Genomic DNA, 20,075 nt, shown 5'->3' on the forward strand with positions numbered 1-20,075 from the left:
TAACAAATGTGGAAATCTGATTATCTCTCACGATTTGCACATTTTCTTTCGGGCTGTTCCCCGGCTTCTTCTGGCTCTGCGTCAAGCACGGCAGGGTCTTTTTTATCCAGATTTAGCTCAATGTTGAGAGCGTTCAGCCGTTCCGACTTTTCTTTCAGTTCTTCCTCAAAGGTGAAAGGCTTTTGTACCTCGACTTTTGCGGTTTCAAGCTGTTCGATAGTTTCCGTCAGTTTAATCTGTGCGGCTTCCAACCGTGCGGGGAGCTTGGCAAGCTCGTTTTCAATTCGGGTCAGGTTTCCCAGAGGGTCAGAGCCTAATTCCACCTTGTATTTTGCTTGCCCGCAGAGGTTAAGGCAGTAATGAGTACCCACCGTATCATAGAAAATCTCCATTTTGAAGCCACGATAAGAGCCGATTTCGATAGGTGCGGACAAGGGATATTCCTTGCAAATCGCAAGGAGCATTTCACCTGCGGCGGCTTTTTCGGTGTAGCTAATACCACGCAATGTCATCGGACAGAACTTTTCCTCACCCTGCGGTCTGTGCTGTTCGGCAAGAGCTGTGTCGGCTTCGTAGCAGACAATACGCTGTTCATACTCCGCAATGGTCTGAGGGAAGTGTTTGAGTATCCTGTCCTCAAGGTCGTAATGCTCGGATAGATAGCTTTGTTTCAGCACCTTGAGCTTGGAAACCTGAATGTCTAAGTCCATTTTTTCCTTAAAACGCTCGTCGCCTGTAGCAAGCATTTTGACCTCCGCAAAGGACAAAGCAACCTCGTCCACATCTTCGGCAGAACGGACAGGGCTTTTGCTCGTCATTATCTGGGATATGAATTTCTGTTTGCTTTCTACCAACTGATAGAGATAAGCGTCAAAGGTCTGCTCGGTTACATAGCGGTAAACCTCAACCTCTGGGAACATATTTCCCTGTCTTTCAATACGCCCTTGTCGTTGTTCAAGGTCGCTCGGTCGCCACGGACAGTCCAAATTGTGAATGGCTATGAGCCTGTCCTGAACATTCGTGCCTGCGCCCATTTTTGGGGTAGAGCCTAACAATACACGAACTTCGCCGCTTCGTACCTTTGCGAACAGTTCTTTTTTCTGTGCGTCTGAGGTCGCTTCGTGGATAAATCGTATCTGCTCGGCAGGGATACCACGGGCAACCAATTTCTCACGCACATCATCGTAGATGTTAAATGTGCCGTTATTCTTCGGAGTGGAGAGGTCGCAAAACACAAGCTGCGTAGCTTTTGTGTCGGCGTATTCCTCCCAGATACGGTACACATTGTCGATACAGGCGTTGACCTTGCTGTTCGGGTCATCTGGCAGCATCGGGTCAATCATTCTCTGGTCAAGAGCAAGGTTGCGCCCGTCATTCGTGATTTTGAGCATATTATCAACATTCGGCTCTACAAGCCTTGCCCTGACTTTCTCTGCTCGGCTTGCAAGAGCAGCTACCATTTCGGTCTGTATCTCGCTCGGCTTGGTCTTGATATTATGGTAATTTACTTTCGGCACGGGGAGTTTTAACATATCGGCGGTCTGTATATCCGCCACCTCACGGAACATCAACATCAGCTCTGGCAGATTAAAAAACTTGGCAAAGCGTGTCTTAGCTCGGTAGTTTGTACCCTCTGGGGCAAGCTCCAGAGCAGTCACGGTTTCTCCAAAGGTAGACGCCCAACTGTCAAAATGCTGCAAGCCGTTTCGCAGTAAGGTATCATACTGCAAATACCGTTGAACAGAATACAGCTCTACCATTGAATTGCTGATAGGCGTACCCGTTGCGAATATTGTCCCTCGGTTGCCTGTGATTTCGTCCAGATAACGGCATTTCATAAACAGGTCGCTTGATTTTTGAGCTTCGGTCTGGGCAATTCCGCCGACATTCCGCATTTTCGTGTAGAGATACAAGTTCTTGTAAAAATGGCTCTCATCAATAAAGAGCCTGTCAATGCCGAGCTGTTCAAAGTCGATTACCGTGTCCTTGCGCTTGGTATCGTTGAGCTTGTCGAGCTTTGCTTTTATCCCTTTTCGGGTTTTCATAAGCTGCTTGACCGTGAACTGTTCTCCTTTGCTTGCCTGCACATCATCAATACCACGCTCAATATCATCGAGCTGCTGTTCGAGCTGTTCCCGTTGCCGTTCAATGCTCATCGGGATTTTTTCAAACTGACTATGCCCGATAATGACCGCATCATAATCGCCTGTGGCAATGCGGGAACAGAACTTTTTGCGGTTTCCCGTTTCAAAATCCTGCTTTCGTGTCACAAGGATATTGGCGCTCGGATACAGACGCAGATACTCAGAAGCCCATTGACCGACAAGATGATTTGGAACAACGAACATCGCTTTATTGCAAAGTCCGAGCCGCTTGCTTTCCTGTGCGGCGGCTACCATTTCAAAGGTCTTTCCCGCACCCACCTTATGGGCAAGGAGAGTATTGCCGCCATAGAGGATATGAGCGATAGCGTTTACTTGGTGCGGTCTTAGGGTGATTTCTGGGCTGATGCCGCCGAAAGTAATATGACTTCCATCGTACTCACGGGGACGGACGGAATTAAAAGTGTCATTGTAATACCTGACAAGGCGGTTTCTCCGTTCTGGGTCTTTCCATATCCAATCCTGAAACGCCTGTTTGATTGCTTCCTGTTTTGCCTGTGCCGCCGTGGTTTCCTTTGCGTTGAATACGGCTTTTTTGTTTCCGTTCTCGTCATACACATAATCAAAAATACGGGTATCACGGAGATTTAGAGTATCCTCAATAATACGATAGGCGGAAGCCCTCTTTGTACCGTAGGTGCTGTCCGCCTTTACATTTCCGTAATCGGAACTCTTATTCTCAATAAACCAATCGCCGTTAATCGGGGTATATCTTACCCTGATACGGCTTTGTGCATAGCTTGACGGAGTTAAAAGCTCCATTACAAACCTTTGAATATCCTCCTGCGGTATCCAAGTCGTACCCAGACGGACAGAGATTTCAGCCGCCGACAGGTCTTGCGGTATGACCTGCTTTAAGGCTTGTGCGTTGACCGCAAACTCTGGATTTTCTTTTGCTGCGGCTTCGGCGGTTATGAGTTTGGCTCTTACATTGCCAGACAAATACTCATCGGCAGTTACATACTGAGCAGGCTCGGTTGCGGGGATACGGAAGATAACGCCTTGCAAGTCCTTAATGATTTTTTCTTTCGGTTTGCCTGTAAGCTGTTCCATATAGGGCAGGTCAACACGGGCTTTTTCACCGATAGACAAGGCAAGAGCTTCGCTTGCAGTTTCAACGGAAGTGATTTCACGGTGAGGCTTTATCGTCCTTTTCGTGAACATATCCGCTTTTCTTTTGAAATTACCCTCATCGTCAAGCACCTCCAGAGAACACAAAAGGAAGTAACTCTCGTCCGATGCAAAAGCGAGATAGTTTCCTCGGTTGTTGATTAGTCCGTACTGCTTCGTAAAGCTGTCATACAAACGGTTTAGGTTTTCCTGTTCGGTGTGTATCAAATCATCTGGGTAATCCTCGGTCTGATACTCTATGAGCTTTCTCACGCAATCACGGATTTGGATAAGTCCCTTGATACGGTTTTCTGCGGTAACAGACGCCGCCGCAGGGGTCATACGGTCATCTTCTCTGAAATAAACCTTGCCGTCCACCAACGCATACGAGAAGTTTCGCACATTCGGGTCGGCGGGAATAGAAGCGTCCTGCCCGTCAGAGATTTCATCAAGCTCGTTTTCGTACTCTGGGATTTCTCCCTGAATGTTCTGAACAGCGTTATGAAGCAGCTCCGACAAAGGTATATCCTGATAGGCTTTGCAGGCGGAGTCAAAACCAAAGCGTGTGCTTTCCATTTTCATCTCGCCTAAAATCATCTCTGGGTGCTGCACAAAATAGCTGTTCATCGTAATACCGTTCTCATCGGTATCAAGGTGTACCCAATCTGGCTCTGCGTCAATCACTCGGTCACGCTTCTGCAAAAAGAGAATGTCGCTCGTAACCTCTGTGCCTGCGTTTGCTCGGAAAGTGTTATCAGGCAGTCGGATAGCTCCGAGCAGCTCGGCTCTCTGCGCAATATACTTGCGTATTTCGGGGCTTGCCTTATCCATTGTTCCCTTAGAGGTAATGAACGCAATAACACCGCCTGCACGAACTTTATCAAGAGCCTTTGCGAAAAAATAATCGTGAATAAGGAACTTCTGGGCGTTGTAACGGCTGTCGTTGACCTTAAAATCGCCAAACGGCACATTGCCGATAACCACATCAAAGTGGTCGTCTGGGAGCTTTGTTTCTTCAAAACCCTGCACGGCAATATTGGCTTTCTGATAGAGCTGCTTTGCGATTTTTCCCGTAAGAGGGTCGATTTCTACACCGTGGAGCTTTGAGCCTGCCATCGTATCGGGGAGCAGTCCGAAGAAATTGCCCGTTCCGCAGGACGGCTCTAAAATACTGCCCTCGGAAAATCCCAAACGCTCAAGAGCTTCATACATACCTTTGATTACAACAGGCGGCGTATAAAATGCTGTCAGGGTGGACTCCATTGCCGCACGGTATTCTTCTGGGGAAAGACTTGCATACAGCTCTTTGAACTCATCAGCCCACGCCGCATTGTTTTCATCAAATGCCATAGACAGACCGCCCCAACCGACATACTTTGAAAGGATTTCCTGTTCTTCGGGTGTGGCAAGTCGGTTTTCAAGCTCCAACTCGTGCAAGAGATTGATAGCCGCCATATTATTACGGAACTTTTCTTTTGCGCCGCCGACACCCAAAGTATCCTCGGTAATGCGGTAATTGTGCCGTGGCTCTGAAGGAGCAGGGACAGGAGATACAGCCTTTTCGGGTTGTTTTTCTTCCTGTGCCTTACTGAGCAGACTGCGGATATAGCCGATTTTCTCAACACGGTTTATGGGAAAGCCTACGGCATTTGCAAAGGTCATATCCCGCATTGACACATCGCCGCTTATTTCGCTGATACTTTCAATGACATAGCGGCGGTTATCAATAAGGATTTCCTTACCGATGAGGTCAGAGTTATCCTGTATATCGGGCTGTTCCTGCTGGCTTCGTTCCTCATCTTTCTGAGCGAACAGCTTGACGATATTTTCGGCACTATTCAAGGTGTCGGCATATTCCTGTGCTTCTTCCTCGGTTTCAAAGGTCTGGTAAATACCGTCCACATCGTAATATTGCCCGTCCTCTCCGTATGGTACGGTGTTATCCCGTATGATAAACGGGTCGGCAAAGGCATCGGAAGTCAGTTCTACGGTATAATGCGGAGTTTGCTTTTCCTCTGTTATATCTATGGCTGTCGGGCGGTGAGCGTATAAGGTTTGCTCGGCTTCTTCAAAGGTATCAAAGCCGCCTGCCGCAGAAGCAAAGTTGTTGCTGTCCTCATCGTAGCCGTAGTGATTAAAATATTTTCCGTTGGAAGCCTGCACAATGACAATATTTTCGTCATCGGATTTATAATAAGCGACAATCTGCGGCTGCAAATCAGAAGCCTGCTGTTTATCCTCAACAGGGACAAACCAATCGCTTTCCGTTGCCATAATCTCCGCATAGAGCTTTTCGTCCTCTGGGGTGAGCGTTTTATGCTGCTCCAGATATGGTACAAACACATCTCGTCCCCATTGCAGGCTTTCTATTTGTTCACGGTAATAATCCTCGCCCTGTTTCTTCCATTCGGGAATAAACGGGCAATTCGGGGACAGAGAGTATCCGTAAAAGTTTTTGATATGGGAGATAAGGTCGCCCTCGCCGTCGCCAATATCAAACCGTCCTTCATAATGGAAATCTTCGCCGCCGATAGTAGCGGTAATCTCAAAATCGGTCTTATGATACCAACCGACATTATCCTTGCTTTCACGCTCTCGATGCTGCCTTTCGTCCAGAACGCCGAGAAGATAGTTACCCAGAGCAAAGCTCAAATCGGTATATCGGTCATTAAACTGCCTGTCATAAAAGGCGGGGTGTTCCGAAAATCCGATAGAGAACTTTATGCCGTCTGGCTTTTCTTCGGACGGTGTCTGAACACTCTGCTTTTCGGTAACGACTACTTTCAAGTGGTCGTTAGCAGGGTTTTCCTTTAACTTTTCCTCAAAATCAGCTCGGCTGAGTTCCTTTCCGAACAATGGAAAGTCAGGATTACGCAGAGAAACAGCGTTTTCGTCAAACGCCGCAATCTCATATTTGTCTGCCCCGATATATACAACATCGTCCTCGTGATAGACATAGCGGAGAGGATACAGCTCCATAAGTTCCTGTGAAAACCGCCACGCATTGCTGCGGCTGTAAACATCGGCGGTCTTTCCCTGTACCAAAGCAAGAAAATCAATGAGCTGCTGGACAGTAGCGGGGTCGCCTAAATGCTGTTCCATTTGTTCGGCGGTCACATCTGCAAGGTCGGTACGCTCCACATTTTCAAGCAGGTCTTTCTCATAACCGTCTAAATCACGGATAAAATCGGACAGCCGCAAAGCAAGGGTATCTCTCTTATCGGCAGGCGGAAGGTCACGGTTTGCGTCAATGAAACGCTGCCTTGCCATTTTCCTTTGCGTGTCGATTTCGTACTGCGGAGCTTCCTCGCTTTCGAGATAATCGGCGTAATGGTCTTTTTCCTTTTCATTCAGGTAGCGGTCATTCTTTATCAGCTCACGCAGCCGTTTTTCTACCTTTGCCCAAGAAAGAACAAGGTCGGGGTTTGCAGATGAGCCGTACTTTTCAATCGCAATGCCTTTCCCGTCGTGCCAAGTGTGTCCCTGCATACCGTCTGGGAAATAGTGCGTACCGCCGCCTGTGCCGTACTCTTTTTTGAGAAAATCAATATTGCCTTTGCTGTCCTCATTCTTTTGAAACTGACGGTAGATACGGTATTTACCATTCTGAAATCCGCTTCCTCTTTGGAGAACAGAGTTAATATCTTCCTGAGAAATAACAAAAGCAGAGGATTTTTCGTCCTCTGCTTCAGCTAACATTTCAATCTGTTCTTCTACGGTGGGGAGATTAACTGTGACCTGCTGTTCATCAGCGACATTTAGCTGTAAATCAGCTCGTTCAGTATCGTTTCCTCCGCTTGACTGCGGATATTGTTCATCAGCCCGACCCATTGCATCGGTGCTTTTTCCTTCAGTTCCTCCGTCACGCCCTGCTCCTTGCAAAGCTGTTTTGTCAGAAGCTCCAACCTCGTGAGAGCCGTCTGTTCCACCTCGTAAAGATGTTTGTTCAGCTCGCCCGATGTCAGCAGGTTGAGGTAGGTCACTCGTTTGTGCTGCTCCAGATAATCCCTGTGCATCAAAGCGTATCTGCCAAGCTGAATTTCTGGCTCTGTCGGTAATGTTAGGTCGGGAATAAGATAATCCCCTTGTTTGGTGTATGTGATTTCGCTCATTATGATTACTCCTTTCGGCTTGTTCTCTGCCTACATCATAGCGTGTTTGAGATTGCGGCGCAAAGGTGCGATTTTGACTTTTCTCCGCAATTTGCACATCTCGGATAGTCTGAGAGATTTCTCTGAGTGCCATTTCAGAAATATCGCTTGTAGCAATACCGAGAGCGTTGATAGTGGCAGGAGTATTAAAGTTAATGATTTCCGCAAAATCCTCACGCTCAAATACCGCTTCGGTATCAACACCGCAACGGCTCATCAGCATATATGCTACGCTGTTGACCGCAAGCTGTCGGTAAATGACCTCGATATTATATTCGTCAAGACCCTCTAACAAACTATCCTGCGTACAGGATTTGAGCTGCGGCATATAATCCTGCAAATTATCCTCAACTGCGTTTTTTGCCGTTTCCATCAGCACCGAAGCAAGGTCGGTGCTTTCCACATCGCCAAATCTGTCGGAAAGCCGTTCAATAACTGCCTGCTCGTATCGCTCACTCATCTGCCATATCGGAACAGGGCGGCTGCCGTAATAACCCTCGTGCGTATCGGATATATCAAAATAGTATTTCAGCGTGTTCCTACGACCTTTCGGGTCGAACACCGCAATGCCTTTGCTGTCTTTATTTACCCAACGCTTAAACTGCTTGTTCCAAGTTTCAAGCTGTGCTACCGCAACAGCGTCAGGGCGTTGAGCGTAAATCAAGAGCTGTTCATCAAATCGGCATTTATAGTTGCGGCAAGCGGCAGACAAAAAGCTCTGCCACGCCTGCGGATTTTTAGCAACCGCCACGCCTGTGCGCCGATACAGCTCTGTAATTAGCTGATACTTCGCAGCCATTCTTTACACACCTCCTTATCGTTCTAAATCTCGGTTTTTGTGTTTGCGGTCATACTCGCCGCATCGCTCGGCAATCTCAGCATACATTTTGTTACGCATTTCACGCTCAAAGGCTCGATATTCCTTTGCCTTTTCTGTCGGCTTGTACCATACGCTGTCCTTATCTGCTTTGTCCATCTGTTCGTATTTGTCGTCAATTTGGTCGGTATATTTTTTATAGATGGCGTGAGCAGCAGGACTTTCAATCGCATAGCGATAACGGTCAAGGCTTTTATGACTGCCACGGAGCTGTGCGTATTCATACAGCATACAAACGATTTCTCGGTCAAGTCCTGCCTGTCCCTCGGCGGCATAGATTTCCGAAAGGCTTTTACACCGCCAAGAGTGAAAGGGGGCGGTATCATTTGAACTGTGTGAGGACAGATATACACCGTCTTTCTTTACTGTAATACGGTTGATAAGCTCTGTACTCATTCAGCATTACCCCCGAAAAAGGAAATGACCTTATTTGCCTTGATACTCTTTTGCAGCTCATTGATAATACCGATGTCGGCTATGGTGATACCCTGTATCGCAAGAATATCGTCCATTGTCATAGCGGCAATCGACTTTTCATCAGTAAAGCCTGCTTCAAAGACCTTACCAAGCACCTTGATTGCCTTTTGGTTGAGTGCCATTTTCAAAACCTCCTATCGTTCTAAATCTTTATGCTTTGGGGCTTTTGTTACCGTCTGCGGCTCTGTGGGCTTTGGCTCATAGGTCGCTCCGTTTTGTTCCATACGCTCGGCAAACTCGCAGATATGGAAAATGTTATTTCCAATCTCGGTATGATACTCGTCAATAAAACGGCAGGGGCGTTCGGTTTTTTCTCCCCACGATGATGTGATGATGATTTTGCCGCCGTCTGGGATACGAAACAGCTCTTTGTAATTTGGGTCGATAAATCGGATACCCTGTTCAGCTTTTTGGATATGCTTATCAAGCCATTCTTTCACAAAGCAATAGCAGTAAAAATTGTAATCGCCCTTAGTCGGATTGCACCGAAACAGAAAGGCGTGTTTTTCCGTATCCACACGGAAACCGTACTCGGTGCAATAGCTTCCTGCAAATGCGCTTTCGGGATAATGCTTTGCAAACGCACTCATATCATAGCGGTTGTGCAAAAGTCCCTTGTCCTCACGAAGCGAATTGATAACCTCGTCAAGCTCTTTCTTAAACTCGTCCGTTTTCCATTGCGGTCTTGTATCAAACCAAGTAGTGTAAAAGCCATATCCAGAAGATGCAAAATCTCCACGCAAGTGTCCGATATTACTTGTCTGTCCCTCAAGCTGCATACTTTGAGCGTAGGTGTATTTCTGTTCGGCAGGGGTTAAGGCTCGTATCTCCATATCAGCGTTCCTCCCGATTTTTCTGTTTTTTCTCTTTCTGCTGCTCCTTGATTTTTGCAAGAGCTTCCTTTGCCCAATCAGGCATACATTCGGGCTTGATTTCTCCTAACACATCGTACCGTTCCCATCTGGATTTTTCGCCTGTGGCAAGGCAAGTACCAAAGACAGCGTTACCTCTGCCGCCTGTTGCTCCATTGCCGCCGTCCGCCAAAACGAGCTGAAAAGCAGGGTGCTGATATTCATACCGTTTCGGCTCTGCATTGATAACGACAACCTTGCCGACAATACTGCTGCTGCGTTTGTCGGGAATACAATGGTCTTTCGTGAACACGGTATTGTCAAAAGCGAATTTGGATAATTCGGATTTGGTTTGCTCTATCTGGGACTGTACTCGCTGAATGAAAATCCCCATAGCTTCCAGATAATCGTCACAACCAACGCTTTCTGTTGCCCACGGCACACCAAACGGATTATGGTAGTCGCAGTAGCTTACAAGGAAAGGGTATTTATCGCTTTTATCTACACCGAAAACAACCTCTTTGTCGCCAATATAAATGCTGTTCACGACCTCATAATTGCCGAGCATTCGTTTTTCTTCACTCATTCGATTGCTCCTTTCGTTTCTTTTCCTCTTTCTGCTCGTCTAAAATCCTGCGGATACAGACATCGCAGAAAATAACAGACCCGTCCTTATATCGGGGATAAGGACAGGTCGTGCAGTCATATTTTCGTTTATCGCTCACGGTCATCACGGCTTTTCTGTTTTTTATCGGGCTGGTTGTAGGGCATACAGCACTCTCTTTGGTAGCGTTCATTCAGCTTTTCCCTCGCTTCCGATAACTGATTGCAGTAATATCCCCAAAAATAATCCGAGCCGTCCTTGCAGTACCAACACACATACGGGTTGGGGGCTTTGGCGTTATGACCGATGACAAGCTCGTTGTTCCCGATAGTACAGCTTTCGATGATTTCATAACCGCCGTTTATGCGTTTTTCTTCCATTTCACACCTCATTCCTTAGCGTATTTGCGGTATGCCTTTTCGCCTTCGGCACGGAGCCGCCTTACACGGGCGTTCCCCGCAAGCTCTGGATATTTTGCTTGCAGCTTACGGCGTGTTCTTCCCACGCTCTCAAAGCTCGGCAGACCGAGATATTTATACTGTTCCATTACTTCCGCAAAGGGCATTGCACCTGCACCTTTCAAGTAGGTGTTGCACACAATCAGATAGAGGGTCATATCATCGTTTCTTGCGTCCTCGTTCTTTTGCAGAATAGCCTTTACCTTAGCTTCAATGGTTTTCAGATTTTTCATAGATTGCCTCCATATATGGAAAGAGGGCGGCTTATCAACATAAGCCGCCCTCTTTCCTGTCATATCGGGTTATTTCTTCTTTCTGTTTCGGATATTAAGCCATATTGCCGCACCGACGATAAACACTACAAGCACAATGGCGATAATGGTTTTAGCGTCCATAAATCAGTCCTCCTTTTTCTTTTTCTTGAAGCCGACAAAGCCGAGAACGCCTGCACCGATAACGGAAGCAGCCGCAAGGCTTACCCACAAGCCCAGATTAAAGTCATCGCCTGTTTTTGGCGTATCCCTGAACTCGTTGTGCATTTCAACAATCGTAGTAGAGTCTGTTTTGACGGTTGCCTGTTTGTCGGCAGGAAGGATATATCCTGCGGAAGCCGAGTCGCTGACTTCGGACACGGTGTATTCACCGATACGCAAGCCCTCAATAAAGATTTCTCCATTCTTGTCTGTCTTAAAATTCTGGTCGTAGCCGTCAGCACTTGTCACACGGAAAGAGAAGCCCTCAACTTTACCGTCAGAGGAAGTCTTTACGATTTTGAGAGAGCCTTTCTGTGCGTCATTGATAAAGCCAACGCCTGCTTTGTTTTCTACGGTATAGGTCTTGCCGTTTTCCTCGATGGAAACTCCGTACACGCCATCATCAAGCACAAAGCCGTCTGGAGCTGTTTTTTCACGGACGAAATACTTGCCGTAGCGCAGCTCGGTCATTTGATAAACGCCGCCCTCAAGCTCAGTCATTTCGCCGCACAGCTTATCGTCTTTATCAAATTCGCCGTTGCCGTTTGTATCGGCATACACCTCAAAGACCGCACCTGTGAGCTTATTGTCGGGATAATCTGCGTCAACCTTAGTCAGTTCAATATTCCCCTTGATAAAGTAGTTCACAAGCTCGATTTCCACGACCTCATCAACTTTGCCGACAGTTACGGCGATTTCTTCCTCGGAGAGTACAAAACCTGTGGGACTTTCAATTTCACGAATTACCCAAGTGCCATACGGTACTTTTTCAAAAGAAAAACTACCATCATCGGCTGATGTGGTAGTCTGGATAGCATTTTCTTTCGTAAACTCCTCTGTACCTGTCTTAAAGATACCGATGACCGCACCGCCCAGAGCCTTTCCGTCCTCATCGGATTTCAGACCGCTTACCGAGCCGTAAATGATTTCATTCTCAATGGCTTCGCCGTCATTTGCGGAAAGATGAACAACCGCCGTGTCCTGACCTGCGTACTCAAAATGGACAGGGTATTTCTGCTCATTCAGCACATAAGCGGAATTGGTTGACAGCTCTTTTACATAGTAGCTGCCGAACGGAAGGTCACTATTGACCGTGCCTTTGCCGTTTTCGTCCAGAGAAATAATCTCAATCAGACCATCGGCGGGGATAACCGTACCGTCTGCGGCGGTAAGGTCTGTTTCTGCATACAATCCAAAGGTTACATCAAAGATTTCGCCATTATTGCCAACACCATAGGCTTCGTCTGTTTCAAGGCTCTTTACAAGGTCAATTTCCACACGCTGCCTTTCATTGTAAAAGCTCGTTTCGGTTTCGGTAACAGCAATATTCTGACCTGCATACACAAGCTCGACAGCGTGAATTTCGTCATTCAGCACCATTCCGTAAGGAGCTGTGATTTCCTTGACCTCATATTTGCCCAGATACAGCTCTTTGGATTTTGCAGTTCCGTCCGTGCCTGTGGTAATAGTGTCAACAACCTCTCCCTTAGAAGCTCTCAGCGTTCCGTCCAGAGTATAAATATCCTCGGCGGCGGTAATCTCATAAACCGCACCTTCAAGCCCCTGTACTGCAAATACGGGCTGATACATTCCATTATTCTCAGAAACGGAAGTGAACACCTCACCAGACTTAGAAACGGTAATTGTGCCTTTCTGCGCCATATTGGAGCGAACTACCTCAATGACCGTAATGCCGCTTTCTTCGGCAGAGCCGTCCTGCGTTACATCAAAATAGACAGGCTCGGAGTTCAGAACATAGCCATACGGAGCCTGCACTTCCACGATTGAGTATCCTGTGCCGTATTCCAAAGTCTGCGGCGTAATGAGATAACCGTCTGCTGTGGTATAAAAGGTGTCAATGGTCGTCACTTCGGGATAAGTGAAAGTCATTGTCACAAGCTCACCGTTGGGGTCGTAAATCTGGAAGCCTGCGCCTGTATACGGAATGGTAGCACCTGTTTCCGCATCTTTCTTTACGATTTTGATATAGCTTTCAAAATTAGCGTTATTGATAAGATAGCGGTAGGTCTGACCGTCCTTGCTGATAAATACCTCAAAAGGCTTCATCAGCTCTCGACCTTCCCACCCAGAGGTCTGCTCCACGACATAAACACCGTAAGGCATATCCTTTGTTTGAGCAAAGCCGTTTTCATCACAGGTGAGTATATCTCGCTCGGTTTCCTTTGCGGCGTCATAGCTGCCTGCGGCTTTCAAATAGACCTCAAAGGTTGCTCCCGTTTCGGGTGTTTCAATCTGGGTTTCTCCGTCATCGGTGTGCTTGATAATGGCGATATTGCCCTTGATAATCTGCTCAGTCACATCGTTTGCGGTACTGTTGCGCTCTACGGTATAAAGCTCTGGCTCTGCGCCGATATGATGAATTGTAGTATCGAGCAGATAACCCTCAGACGGGCTGATTTCTCGGATAGTCCAATCATCATCACAGATATAATAGTCTGTTGTAAACTGCCCGTTCTCGTCCGTAGTGTAGGTGTCAATCAGTTCTTCGCCTTTATAAATGCCGTAAACTGCACCTGCAAGAGAAGCGTCGCCCTGTGCCGTGCCTGTTTCCGCATCGGATTTCGTCACGGTCACATTGAACTTTTTGAGAATGTTCGTAAAGCTGCGGCTTGTAACCTTTTCCCATTCAATAGGAGCTGTCTGGCTTTCGGGAACAACATAGCGAATAGCCGTATCTACTTCCTCTACGGTGTAAGGTGTTTCGCCGCTGATTAGGACATTTTCAAATCTTGCCACACCGTTTTCATCGGTAACAGCATACTCATCAACGGGCAAGCCGCTAAGAGATGTGCCATAAAGGTGGAACTTCACACCCTCCACAAGATTGTCCTCAGAGTTTTTGATAATCTCCAGACTGCCACGCTTCAAGGTGTTGTTAAAGGTTACGGTAGCAGTATGACCGCTTACAATCGTTACCCTTTGAACGCTCTGCGGCTCGTATCGGTCAATGGACTGCTCTGTGACGGTGTAAACCCCCGGCATTAGCTGAACATCTACCGTACCGTCTGCGCCTGTGATAACGGTTTTATTTACACCGTTTCCAGAAATATTGAAGCTAATGCCAGACACAACACCGTCCTCAGAGGTCTTTTTAATCTGCCCTGTGCCGTAGGTTTCTGTGTCGATTTTAAGATAGAAATATACGGGGTCGGAAGCTCCAGAAACCATTGTCTGTTTACCAACACAGCCCCAGATAAGCATTTCTCCGCAATCGAGATTGACATTTTTCTGTGCCGATACTGTTACGGGAGAAGTAATCATCTTATCGCTCGTAAAAGTATATTTGTTGCCGCTTCTTGTTACGGAAATACCGCTTGCGGAAAACTTAATATCGGACAATGTGTTGTTGGTATCCTCAAGCGTCAGGCTGTATTTCTTTGTATCGGGATTGTATTTGAGAGTGTAGGTGTCCGCATTGCTCTGGCTTCTTGCTGCAAAGCTCGGAATGGTATAGTGTTTTGACATCTGCGACAAAATCCAGTTGTAGCATTTCTCGGCGGGTCTGCCTTTCAGGGAATAGTAGTAAGTGTCCCCGTCAATCCCGTTTGCACTCTGGCGGTTTGAGGGGCTTGTGCGGAGCTGCTGCTGATATTCCCAGATAATTGTCTGGGTCGCAAAAGCATAATCATCTACATTTGTGCCTGCAACGGGAGAGGATTTACCCTCGTGCCAGCCGTACATCAAAGCCATCATAATACCGAACTGAGCGTCAGTCGGCAGGTTTTGAAAATACGAGCTGTTCTTTCCGCTTTTGGACACATAGGAATTGCCCGTGTTGAAATCAACGCCAGACTCCACGCAGTAAACCTGATGTGTTCCGCTATTATCTGTCATCAGATATTTTCGCTTGGCATTACCTGCGTTAATGCTTTGCACGGTAATGTTGCCTTTACTGTCATAAACGATAAAGGAATAGGTCGCTTTGCTTCGGTAATACTCGCCGTCAGAGCCGACATAGTAATCGCCAAAGGAAGATGTGCAGCTTTTACCTTCCTCGCTCGTCCACGCAAAGGCGGACATCGGCAGAGCTGTTATCATCATCAGCAAGCAGAGAGCCGCCGACAGGATACGCCTGCCTTTCTTTGTAAACTTAGTTTTCATAGGCTGTTAAACCGTCCTTTCTTGATTTTGGGCATAAAAAAATCCCTCTGTCTTTGAACAGAGGGAAAAGCCTGATAGCTGCTCACGCAAAGAGGAAATAAATCGAGTAGCTGCCGTTTCCTCTTGCTTCGCAATAAATATTAAAAGTTGTGATTTCATCAATTCCGTATGCGCCGAGATTTTCGACAGTATGGAATGTGATATAGCGTTCAAGGCTCTGCTTTAATGCTTCGCCCTGATTGTTCTGTGATGCCGTTACAGGTTTCCACCAAGTAGAATTACTCGGAGTGAGTGAGCTGTCTAAGGCAAGCCCCATATCCAGACCAATGCCGATACAATCTTCCTTGACCGTTTCAATGTCAAATTCATAATCATAGGCGGTTTTAGGCTTTGTATCTTCGGGAACTGTCTGCGGTGGTATCTCCGCAGGCGGCTCTGTTTTCTCTGGCTTTTCGACAGGAGCAGAGCTGCTTTCCGTTACCGCAGGTTTTGTTTCAGATACTTGATTTTTTCCTTGCGATACAGGCTCGTTCTGTTTTGAAGTTTCGCTTTCAACAGGCTCATACTCTGTAACTTTGGCATTGCTTTCAAGCTCAGTATCCGTTTTGGCACTTTCACTTTCTTTACTTTCCGAGAAAAAACTGCTTTCTGTGCTTTCTGTTTCGGCGGCGGCTTCTGTTTCCGCTACAAACTCATAATTATCACTTTCTTCGGGAGCTGTTGAAACATCAGCACAGCCGCTTAATGTCAATATCAGCACAAATAGCATTGCAATCATCTTTTTTCGCATAGCATAGACCTCCTTTGCGGCTTCATTATACGAAAAACCTCAGAAGCTCTCAAAGGTAGAAAATCTTTCAAACAAAGAGTTTTGCATATATTCCTTTTTCGGATAGTCTTGGTAGTAAAAAAGGGGGTGAGGTGTGGAGAGGGGGAAGCCGAAAAAGCGGCTATCCACGAAAACGGGCAGACCTCGCCCTCGGTGTGCGGCTATCGTTCCTGAGCTTTGTTTCGCTGCAAGTGTCGGTTGTAAAACTCCAACGCTTTTACAACAAAATCCGCTTCCTGTCCTTTGGGAACAGATTTAGGAATGAGTTTGGTTATCCTCTCGTCACGGAAAGCAGGCTTTTCCCTTTGATTGGGTTTTTCTTCCTCCATAATGCTCTGGATAACCTCGCCTGTCAGCTTACCCTCCTGCATAAACTTCTTCATTTTGATAGCCTGTGCAAGCGACGGGGTAGCGTCGTTGTAGCTCATAGCTTCAAGCAAGGTGTATTGCTGTTCTTCGGTCAGATAAGAGATTTCAACGGCAGGACGAAAAGCAATCTGCCTTTCATCTACCATTTGCAGGATTTCGGGAACAAGCTCGGTCAGACGGATAAAACGGCGGATTTGGTCTTGACTTTCTCCGACAAGTTCTCCTAATTTTTCACGAGAAGTCTTTTTTTCGGACTTCTGTGCCATTGGCACAGAAGTTAAATCATTCCTTTGTCCTTGCCTGTTCATCGCTTCAAGCCGCATTTTATAGGCAAAGGCTTTCTCACTCGGTAAAATCGTTGACCTCTGTAAATTGCTTTCTACCATTACAATAATGGCTTCATCACGGGTCAGCTCTTTAACCTCACATTTCAGCGTTTCAAGCCCCGCAAGCTCGCAAGCCTTTTTTCTTCTGTGTCCGCTTACAAGCTCATACCGTCCGTCCTCTTTAAGCCGAACGGTAGCAGGGGTCATTACGCCGTTTCGCTTAATGCTCTCGACAAGCTGCTGCATATCCTCGTCCATTAAAACCTTGAACGGGTGGTCTGGAAACTCGTCAATCTGCGATAAGGGAATATCTCTGATTTTACTCAGCTTTGCTTCTGCACGGCTTTCATCTGTCTGAAAAAGGTCATCGTAAGCGGTCAGTTCGATTTTGGTTTCTCTGCTTCTCGCCAATCTCTGCCACCTCCTTTCCGAACTGCTCATAAGCTGCGGCAACCTTACCGCTTTTGTCGTAAGCAAAAATGCTCTTGCCCTCTGCGGTAGCTTCCACCGCACGGATAGAATGCGGTATCTCAGTATCAAACACCTTGATTTTTTGACCGTAGGCACTTTTTACCGTTGCCGTGATTTCCTTAGAAATGTTGGTACGGGGCATTACCATAGTCATTAAAATACCGTCTATCCGCAGCTTGGGATTGATTTGTCGTTTTACCATTGACACAGAGCGAAGCAACAGCTCCAAACCTTTCGCTGAAAGGTAGTGCGGCTGTGTTGGGATAATCACGCTGTCTGCCGCCGCCAGAGCATTTATCGTTATCATACCGAGAGAGGGCATACAGTCGATAAGCACATAATCGTAATTCTTCTTAACCTCATTTACATAGGTTTTCAGAACACGCTCACGGCTCATAGCATTGATAAGCCTTACTTCAAAGCCTGATAACTCAATGTTGGACGGAAGCAGGTCAACGCCCTCGCTATGGTGTATGATACCTTGCGAAACATCAAGAGATTTATCGTCTATGATGTTCTGCATTACGGTGGAGAGCGTTATGGGTATATCGTCAGGTCTGTTGTAGCCGAGTGCCATTGTGAGATTTGCCTGTGCATCAGCATCAATGAGCAGAACTTTCTTTCCTTGCTGTACCAGACCTACGCCCAGATTGACCGCCGTGGTCGTTTTACCGACACCGCCTTTCTGATTGGTCAGAGCAATCACTTTGCAATTTGACATTTGTGCGTCCTCCTTTCGCATAAATTTAGCCGCTTTGTCAAGGCGGCTATGTAAAAGAGTGAGAGAACGCAAAAAAGCCGCTTACTCTTAGGTGAATAAGAATAAGCGGCTATGTGTGATATGCCTTAGATATGTTCAATTTTCATTTTCTTAACAGGAGCATTGACAACCTTGAAAATCAGCTCGTCAACGCAGTCCGTGTATCTACCTTCCTGTATCAGTCTGTTTTTCAGCTCTACAAGGCTATGTATTACCAACTGTCGCTCGTGGCTATCCAGATATGCGTGGTAGGTTTTATCTTTCATAACGAATACCTCCGTTTCATTTTTCATTATAGATATGTTTAAGAAATTACGCCATTGTGCCATCGCTGCCTGTACGCAATTTTCGTATTTGCTCATTAAACCTCTGGTGCTTGACAGACTTCACGGCAATTCCTATGAAATATCTGCTTACAAGGAAATCCAATAGATACTCTTTAGGGATTTGATAACGCTGTTTGATATAAAAGCATTTCAGCTCTTTTTTACCGCACCAGCGACTAACCGAATTTTTATTGTAGCCCGTAAACTGAGCTACCTGCTCAACCGACATAACATCTGGGTTGTTTTTTAGCAGTCGTTCATAATACTGCCGCATACGGATTAAATCCTCTTGTGTGAACACCTCATCAAAGGACGGAGCTTTTTTATCTCCGCCTTTTCCTTTGTAAAAGCCGTCTGGAGCTTTGAATAGCTCTGGGTAATCATCTCTGTCTTTCAAATACTGAATAACATCAACCGTCTTGATTTTGAAGCGGCGTGTTTTTTTGCCGCTATCTATGTTCGGCACAAGACCGCTTTCCAATAAAAACAAGCAGGTCTTTTTGCTGATATGACAGATACGGTACATTTGGTCTTTGGTTATGTATTCGGGGTATTGCTGCAAAATCTCGTTGCAATATTTTTCTGTAATCATCACTTACACCTCTTTGCGCTTTTTGGTCAACAGCAGAAGAAAGGTGTAAAAGTTCTCTCCAATAGTATTTTGAGAGTGCCTGAAAAGTAGGTGGGAAAAGGGGTTTTGTTCTCTCCTGAGTTCTCTCCGTTCTCTCCAAGTTCTCTCTTTTTTGCTTTTTTTGAGCCATTTTTGAAACCCATTCGAACTCACGGTTTTTTGCCGCTTTTCGCCGCTTTTGGCTCGGATTTTACCTGTAAATAAAGTAGTTTTTCTTGCATTATTTTCTGCTCCTTTCTAACACTTTCCATATCACATAACACATTCGAAATCGAATGACCTTTTTAGTTGCCGTATTCCTCAAAACCATTGATTTTACGGGCTTTTTCGGTTATTATGTTTGATAGCAGTACGGTTAGTTCTCTCCGATAGTTCTCTCGCATTTCGAACTGTCGGAAGCAGCCAAAACGGAGATGGTAACCACTTTTTGCGGACAAGAGCATTTACTCTTAAAATGGGGCATTTTTTCTCAAAATCCGCTAAAGTGTGTTGGGAGTAAAACACTCGAAATGCTGTGTTCCCAAAAGGAACCTAGGGTTCGAATCCCTAACTCTCCGCCAAAAAGTCCAGTAAACAAGCGGGTTTGCCGGACTTTTCTTTTTTGCTCGTTTGCTCAAAATCGGCTCAAAACTATGGAAAGAACAGTCCGTTTTTTGGAAAGAACAAGGCGATTTTCGGCATTTTGGCGTATTCGAACCGAAAAAAATCAGTTCTTTCCGTCATCAGCTGAAATTTCAGCCCACTTGCTGCCGAAATTCACCGATTCGGGAAGTGCCATTCCGCTGACCATTGCCTTTGCCGAGGACAGTTTTGAAGTGTAGTCAAGGTGGGCGTAAATGTTAGCGGTGGTGGAAAAATCACTGTGCCCCAACCACTCTTGAATTTGTTTCAGCGGTACGCCGTTTGCAAGAAGCAGGCTTGCACAACTGTGCCCTTACGGTATAATTACGACAAACCGGAAAAGCCCCGTATATCAAGGGTTTTCGGTTATCTGGCAAGGTTTTTCATCCTTTTCCAAACCGAAAAATCGAGCCGCGAAGTAGTTATTTCGTAGGGGGTGTTATAGTAACGACAAAAA

General features: G+C 46.3%; 15 protein-coding genes and 1 pseudogene. All 16 read right to left on the minus strand.

From position 1 onward, the window contains the following. Window positions 1-20: 20 nt before the first annotated feature. Complete coding sequence (locus tag R2K26_RS12320; protein WP_316521824.1) at window positions 21-7,103, minus strand: LPD25 domain-containing protein; 7,083 nt, start codon at window positions 7,101-7,103, stop codon at window positions 21-23. Further along, entirely contained in the window at window positions 7,031-7,384 is a 354-nt protein-coding gene (locus R2K26_RS12325) for a TnpV protein (RefSeq protein WP_087375893.1), read from the minus strand. The genes R2K26_RS12320 and R2K26_RS12325 overlap by 73 nt, the downstream gene beginning before the upstream one ends. 853 nt (window positions 7,385-8,237) lie before the next feature. Continuing rightward, window positions 8,238-8,696, minus strand: coding sequence for a hypothetical protein (locus R2K26_RS12330; protein ID WP_117705405.1), 459 nt, complete (start codon window positions 8,694-8,696; stop codon window positions 8,238-8,240). Then, window positions 8,693-8,899, minus strand: coding sequence for a hypothetical protein (locus R2K26_RS12335; RefSeq protein WP_032521093.1), 207 nt, complete (start codon window positions 8,897-8,899; stop codon window positions 8,693-8,695). The genes R2K26_RS12330 and R2K26_RS12335 overlap by 4 nt, the downstream gene beginning before the upstream one ends. A gap of 12 nt (window positions 8,900-8,911) precedes the next feature. Continuing rightward, window positions 8,912-9,610: a hypothetical protein gene (locus R2K26_RS12340; protein ID WP_117705406.1), complete on the minus strand. Its 699-nt coding sequence runs from the start codon at window positions 9,608-9,610 to the stop codon at window positions 8,912-8,914. Between the two features lies 1 nt (window position 9,611). Continuing rightward, a complete protein-coding gene (locus R2K26_RS12345; protein ID WP_117705407.1) occupies window positions 9,612-10,214 on the minus strand; it encodes a hypothetical protein in 603 nt (200 codons plus the stop codon). Continuing rightward, window positions 10,207-10,353, minus strand: coding sequence for a hypothetical protein (locus R2K26_RS12350; protein WP_316522066.1), 147 nt, complete (start codon window positions 10,351-10,353; stop codon window positions 10,207-10,209). Before R2K26_RS12350 ends, R2K26_RS12345 begins: the two co-directional genes overlap by 8 nt. Then, entirely contained in the window at window positions 10,343-10,612 is a 270-nt protein-coding gene (locus tag R2K26_RS12355) for a hypothetical protein (RefSeq protein ID WP_079275717.1), read from the minus strand. The genes R2K26_RS12350 and R2K26_RS12355 overlap by 11 nt, the downstream gene beginning before the upstream one ends. Before the next feature lie 8 nt (window positions 10,613-10,620). Further along, the gene (locus tag R2K26_RS12360; RefSeq protein WP_032521095.1) at window positions 10,621-10,923 is read right to left on the minus strand and encodes a hypothetical protein; all 303 of its coding nucleotides are present in this window, start codon (window positions 10,921-10,923) and stop codon (window positions 10,621-10,623) included. Window positions 10,924-11,088: 165 nt separating this feature from the next. Then, window positions 11,089-15,285, minus strand: coding sequence for a SpaA isopeptide-forming pilin-related protein (locus tag R2K26_RS12365; protein ID WP_316521843.1), 4,197 nt, complete (start codon window positions 15,283-15,285; stop codon window positions 11,089-11,091). An 82-nt stretch (window positions 15,286-15,367) separates the two neighbouring features. Continuing rightward, on the minus strand, window positions 15,368-16,075 hold the full coding sequence (locus R2K26_RS12370) for a hypothetical protein (protein ID WP_117705409.1): 708 nt from the start codon (window positions 16,073-16,075) through the stop codon (window positions 15,368-15,370). Between the two features lie 200 nt (window positions 16,076-16,275). After that, window positions 16,276-17,220, minus strand: a complete 945-nt coding sequence (locus R2K26_RS12375; protein WP_117705410.1) for a ParB/RepB/Spo0J family partition protein — start codon at window positions 17,218-17,220, stop codon at window positions 16,276-16,278. After that, a complete protein-coding gene (locus tag R2K26_RS12380) occupies window positions 17,174-18,001 on the minus strand; it encodes an AAA family ATPase (protein ID WP_347474785.1) in 828 nt (275 codons plus the stop codon). Before R2K26_RS12380 ends, R2K26_RS12375 begins: the two co-directional genes overlap by 47 nt. A 125-nt stretch (window positions 18,002-18,126) precedes the next feature. Further along, window positions 18,127-18,306, minus strand: coding sequence for a hypothetical protein (locus R2K26_RS12385; RefSeq protein ID WP_087375883.1), 180 nt, complete (start codon window positions 18,304-18,306; stop codon window positions 18,127-18,129). Between the two features lie 46 nt (window positions 18,307-18,352). Further along, window positions 18,353-18,958, minus strand: coding sequence for a helix-turn-helix domain-containing protein (locus R2K26_RS12390; protein WP_087375882.1), 606 nt, complete (start codon window positions 18,956-18,958; stop codon window positions 18,353-18,355). Window positions 18,959-19,703: 745 nt separating this feature from the next. After that, a pseudogene (locus tag R2K26_RS12395) lies at window positions 19,704-19,928 on the minus strand (tyrosine-type recombinase/integrase); the annotation flags it as partial. Window positions 19,929-20,075 lie beyond the last annotated feature (147 nt).

It is taken from the genome of Neglectibacter sp. CSJ-5, from assembly GCF_032490475.1.
Taxonomy (GTDB): Bacteria; Bacillota; Clostridia; order Oscillospirales; family Acutalibacteraceae; genus Hominenteromicrobium; species Hominenteromicrobium mulieris.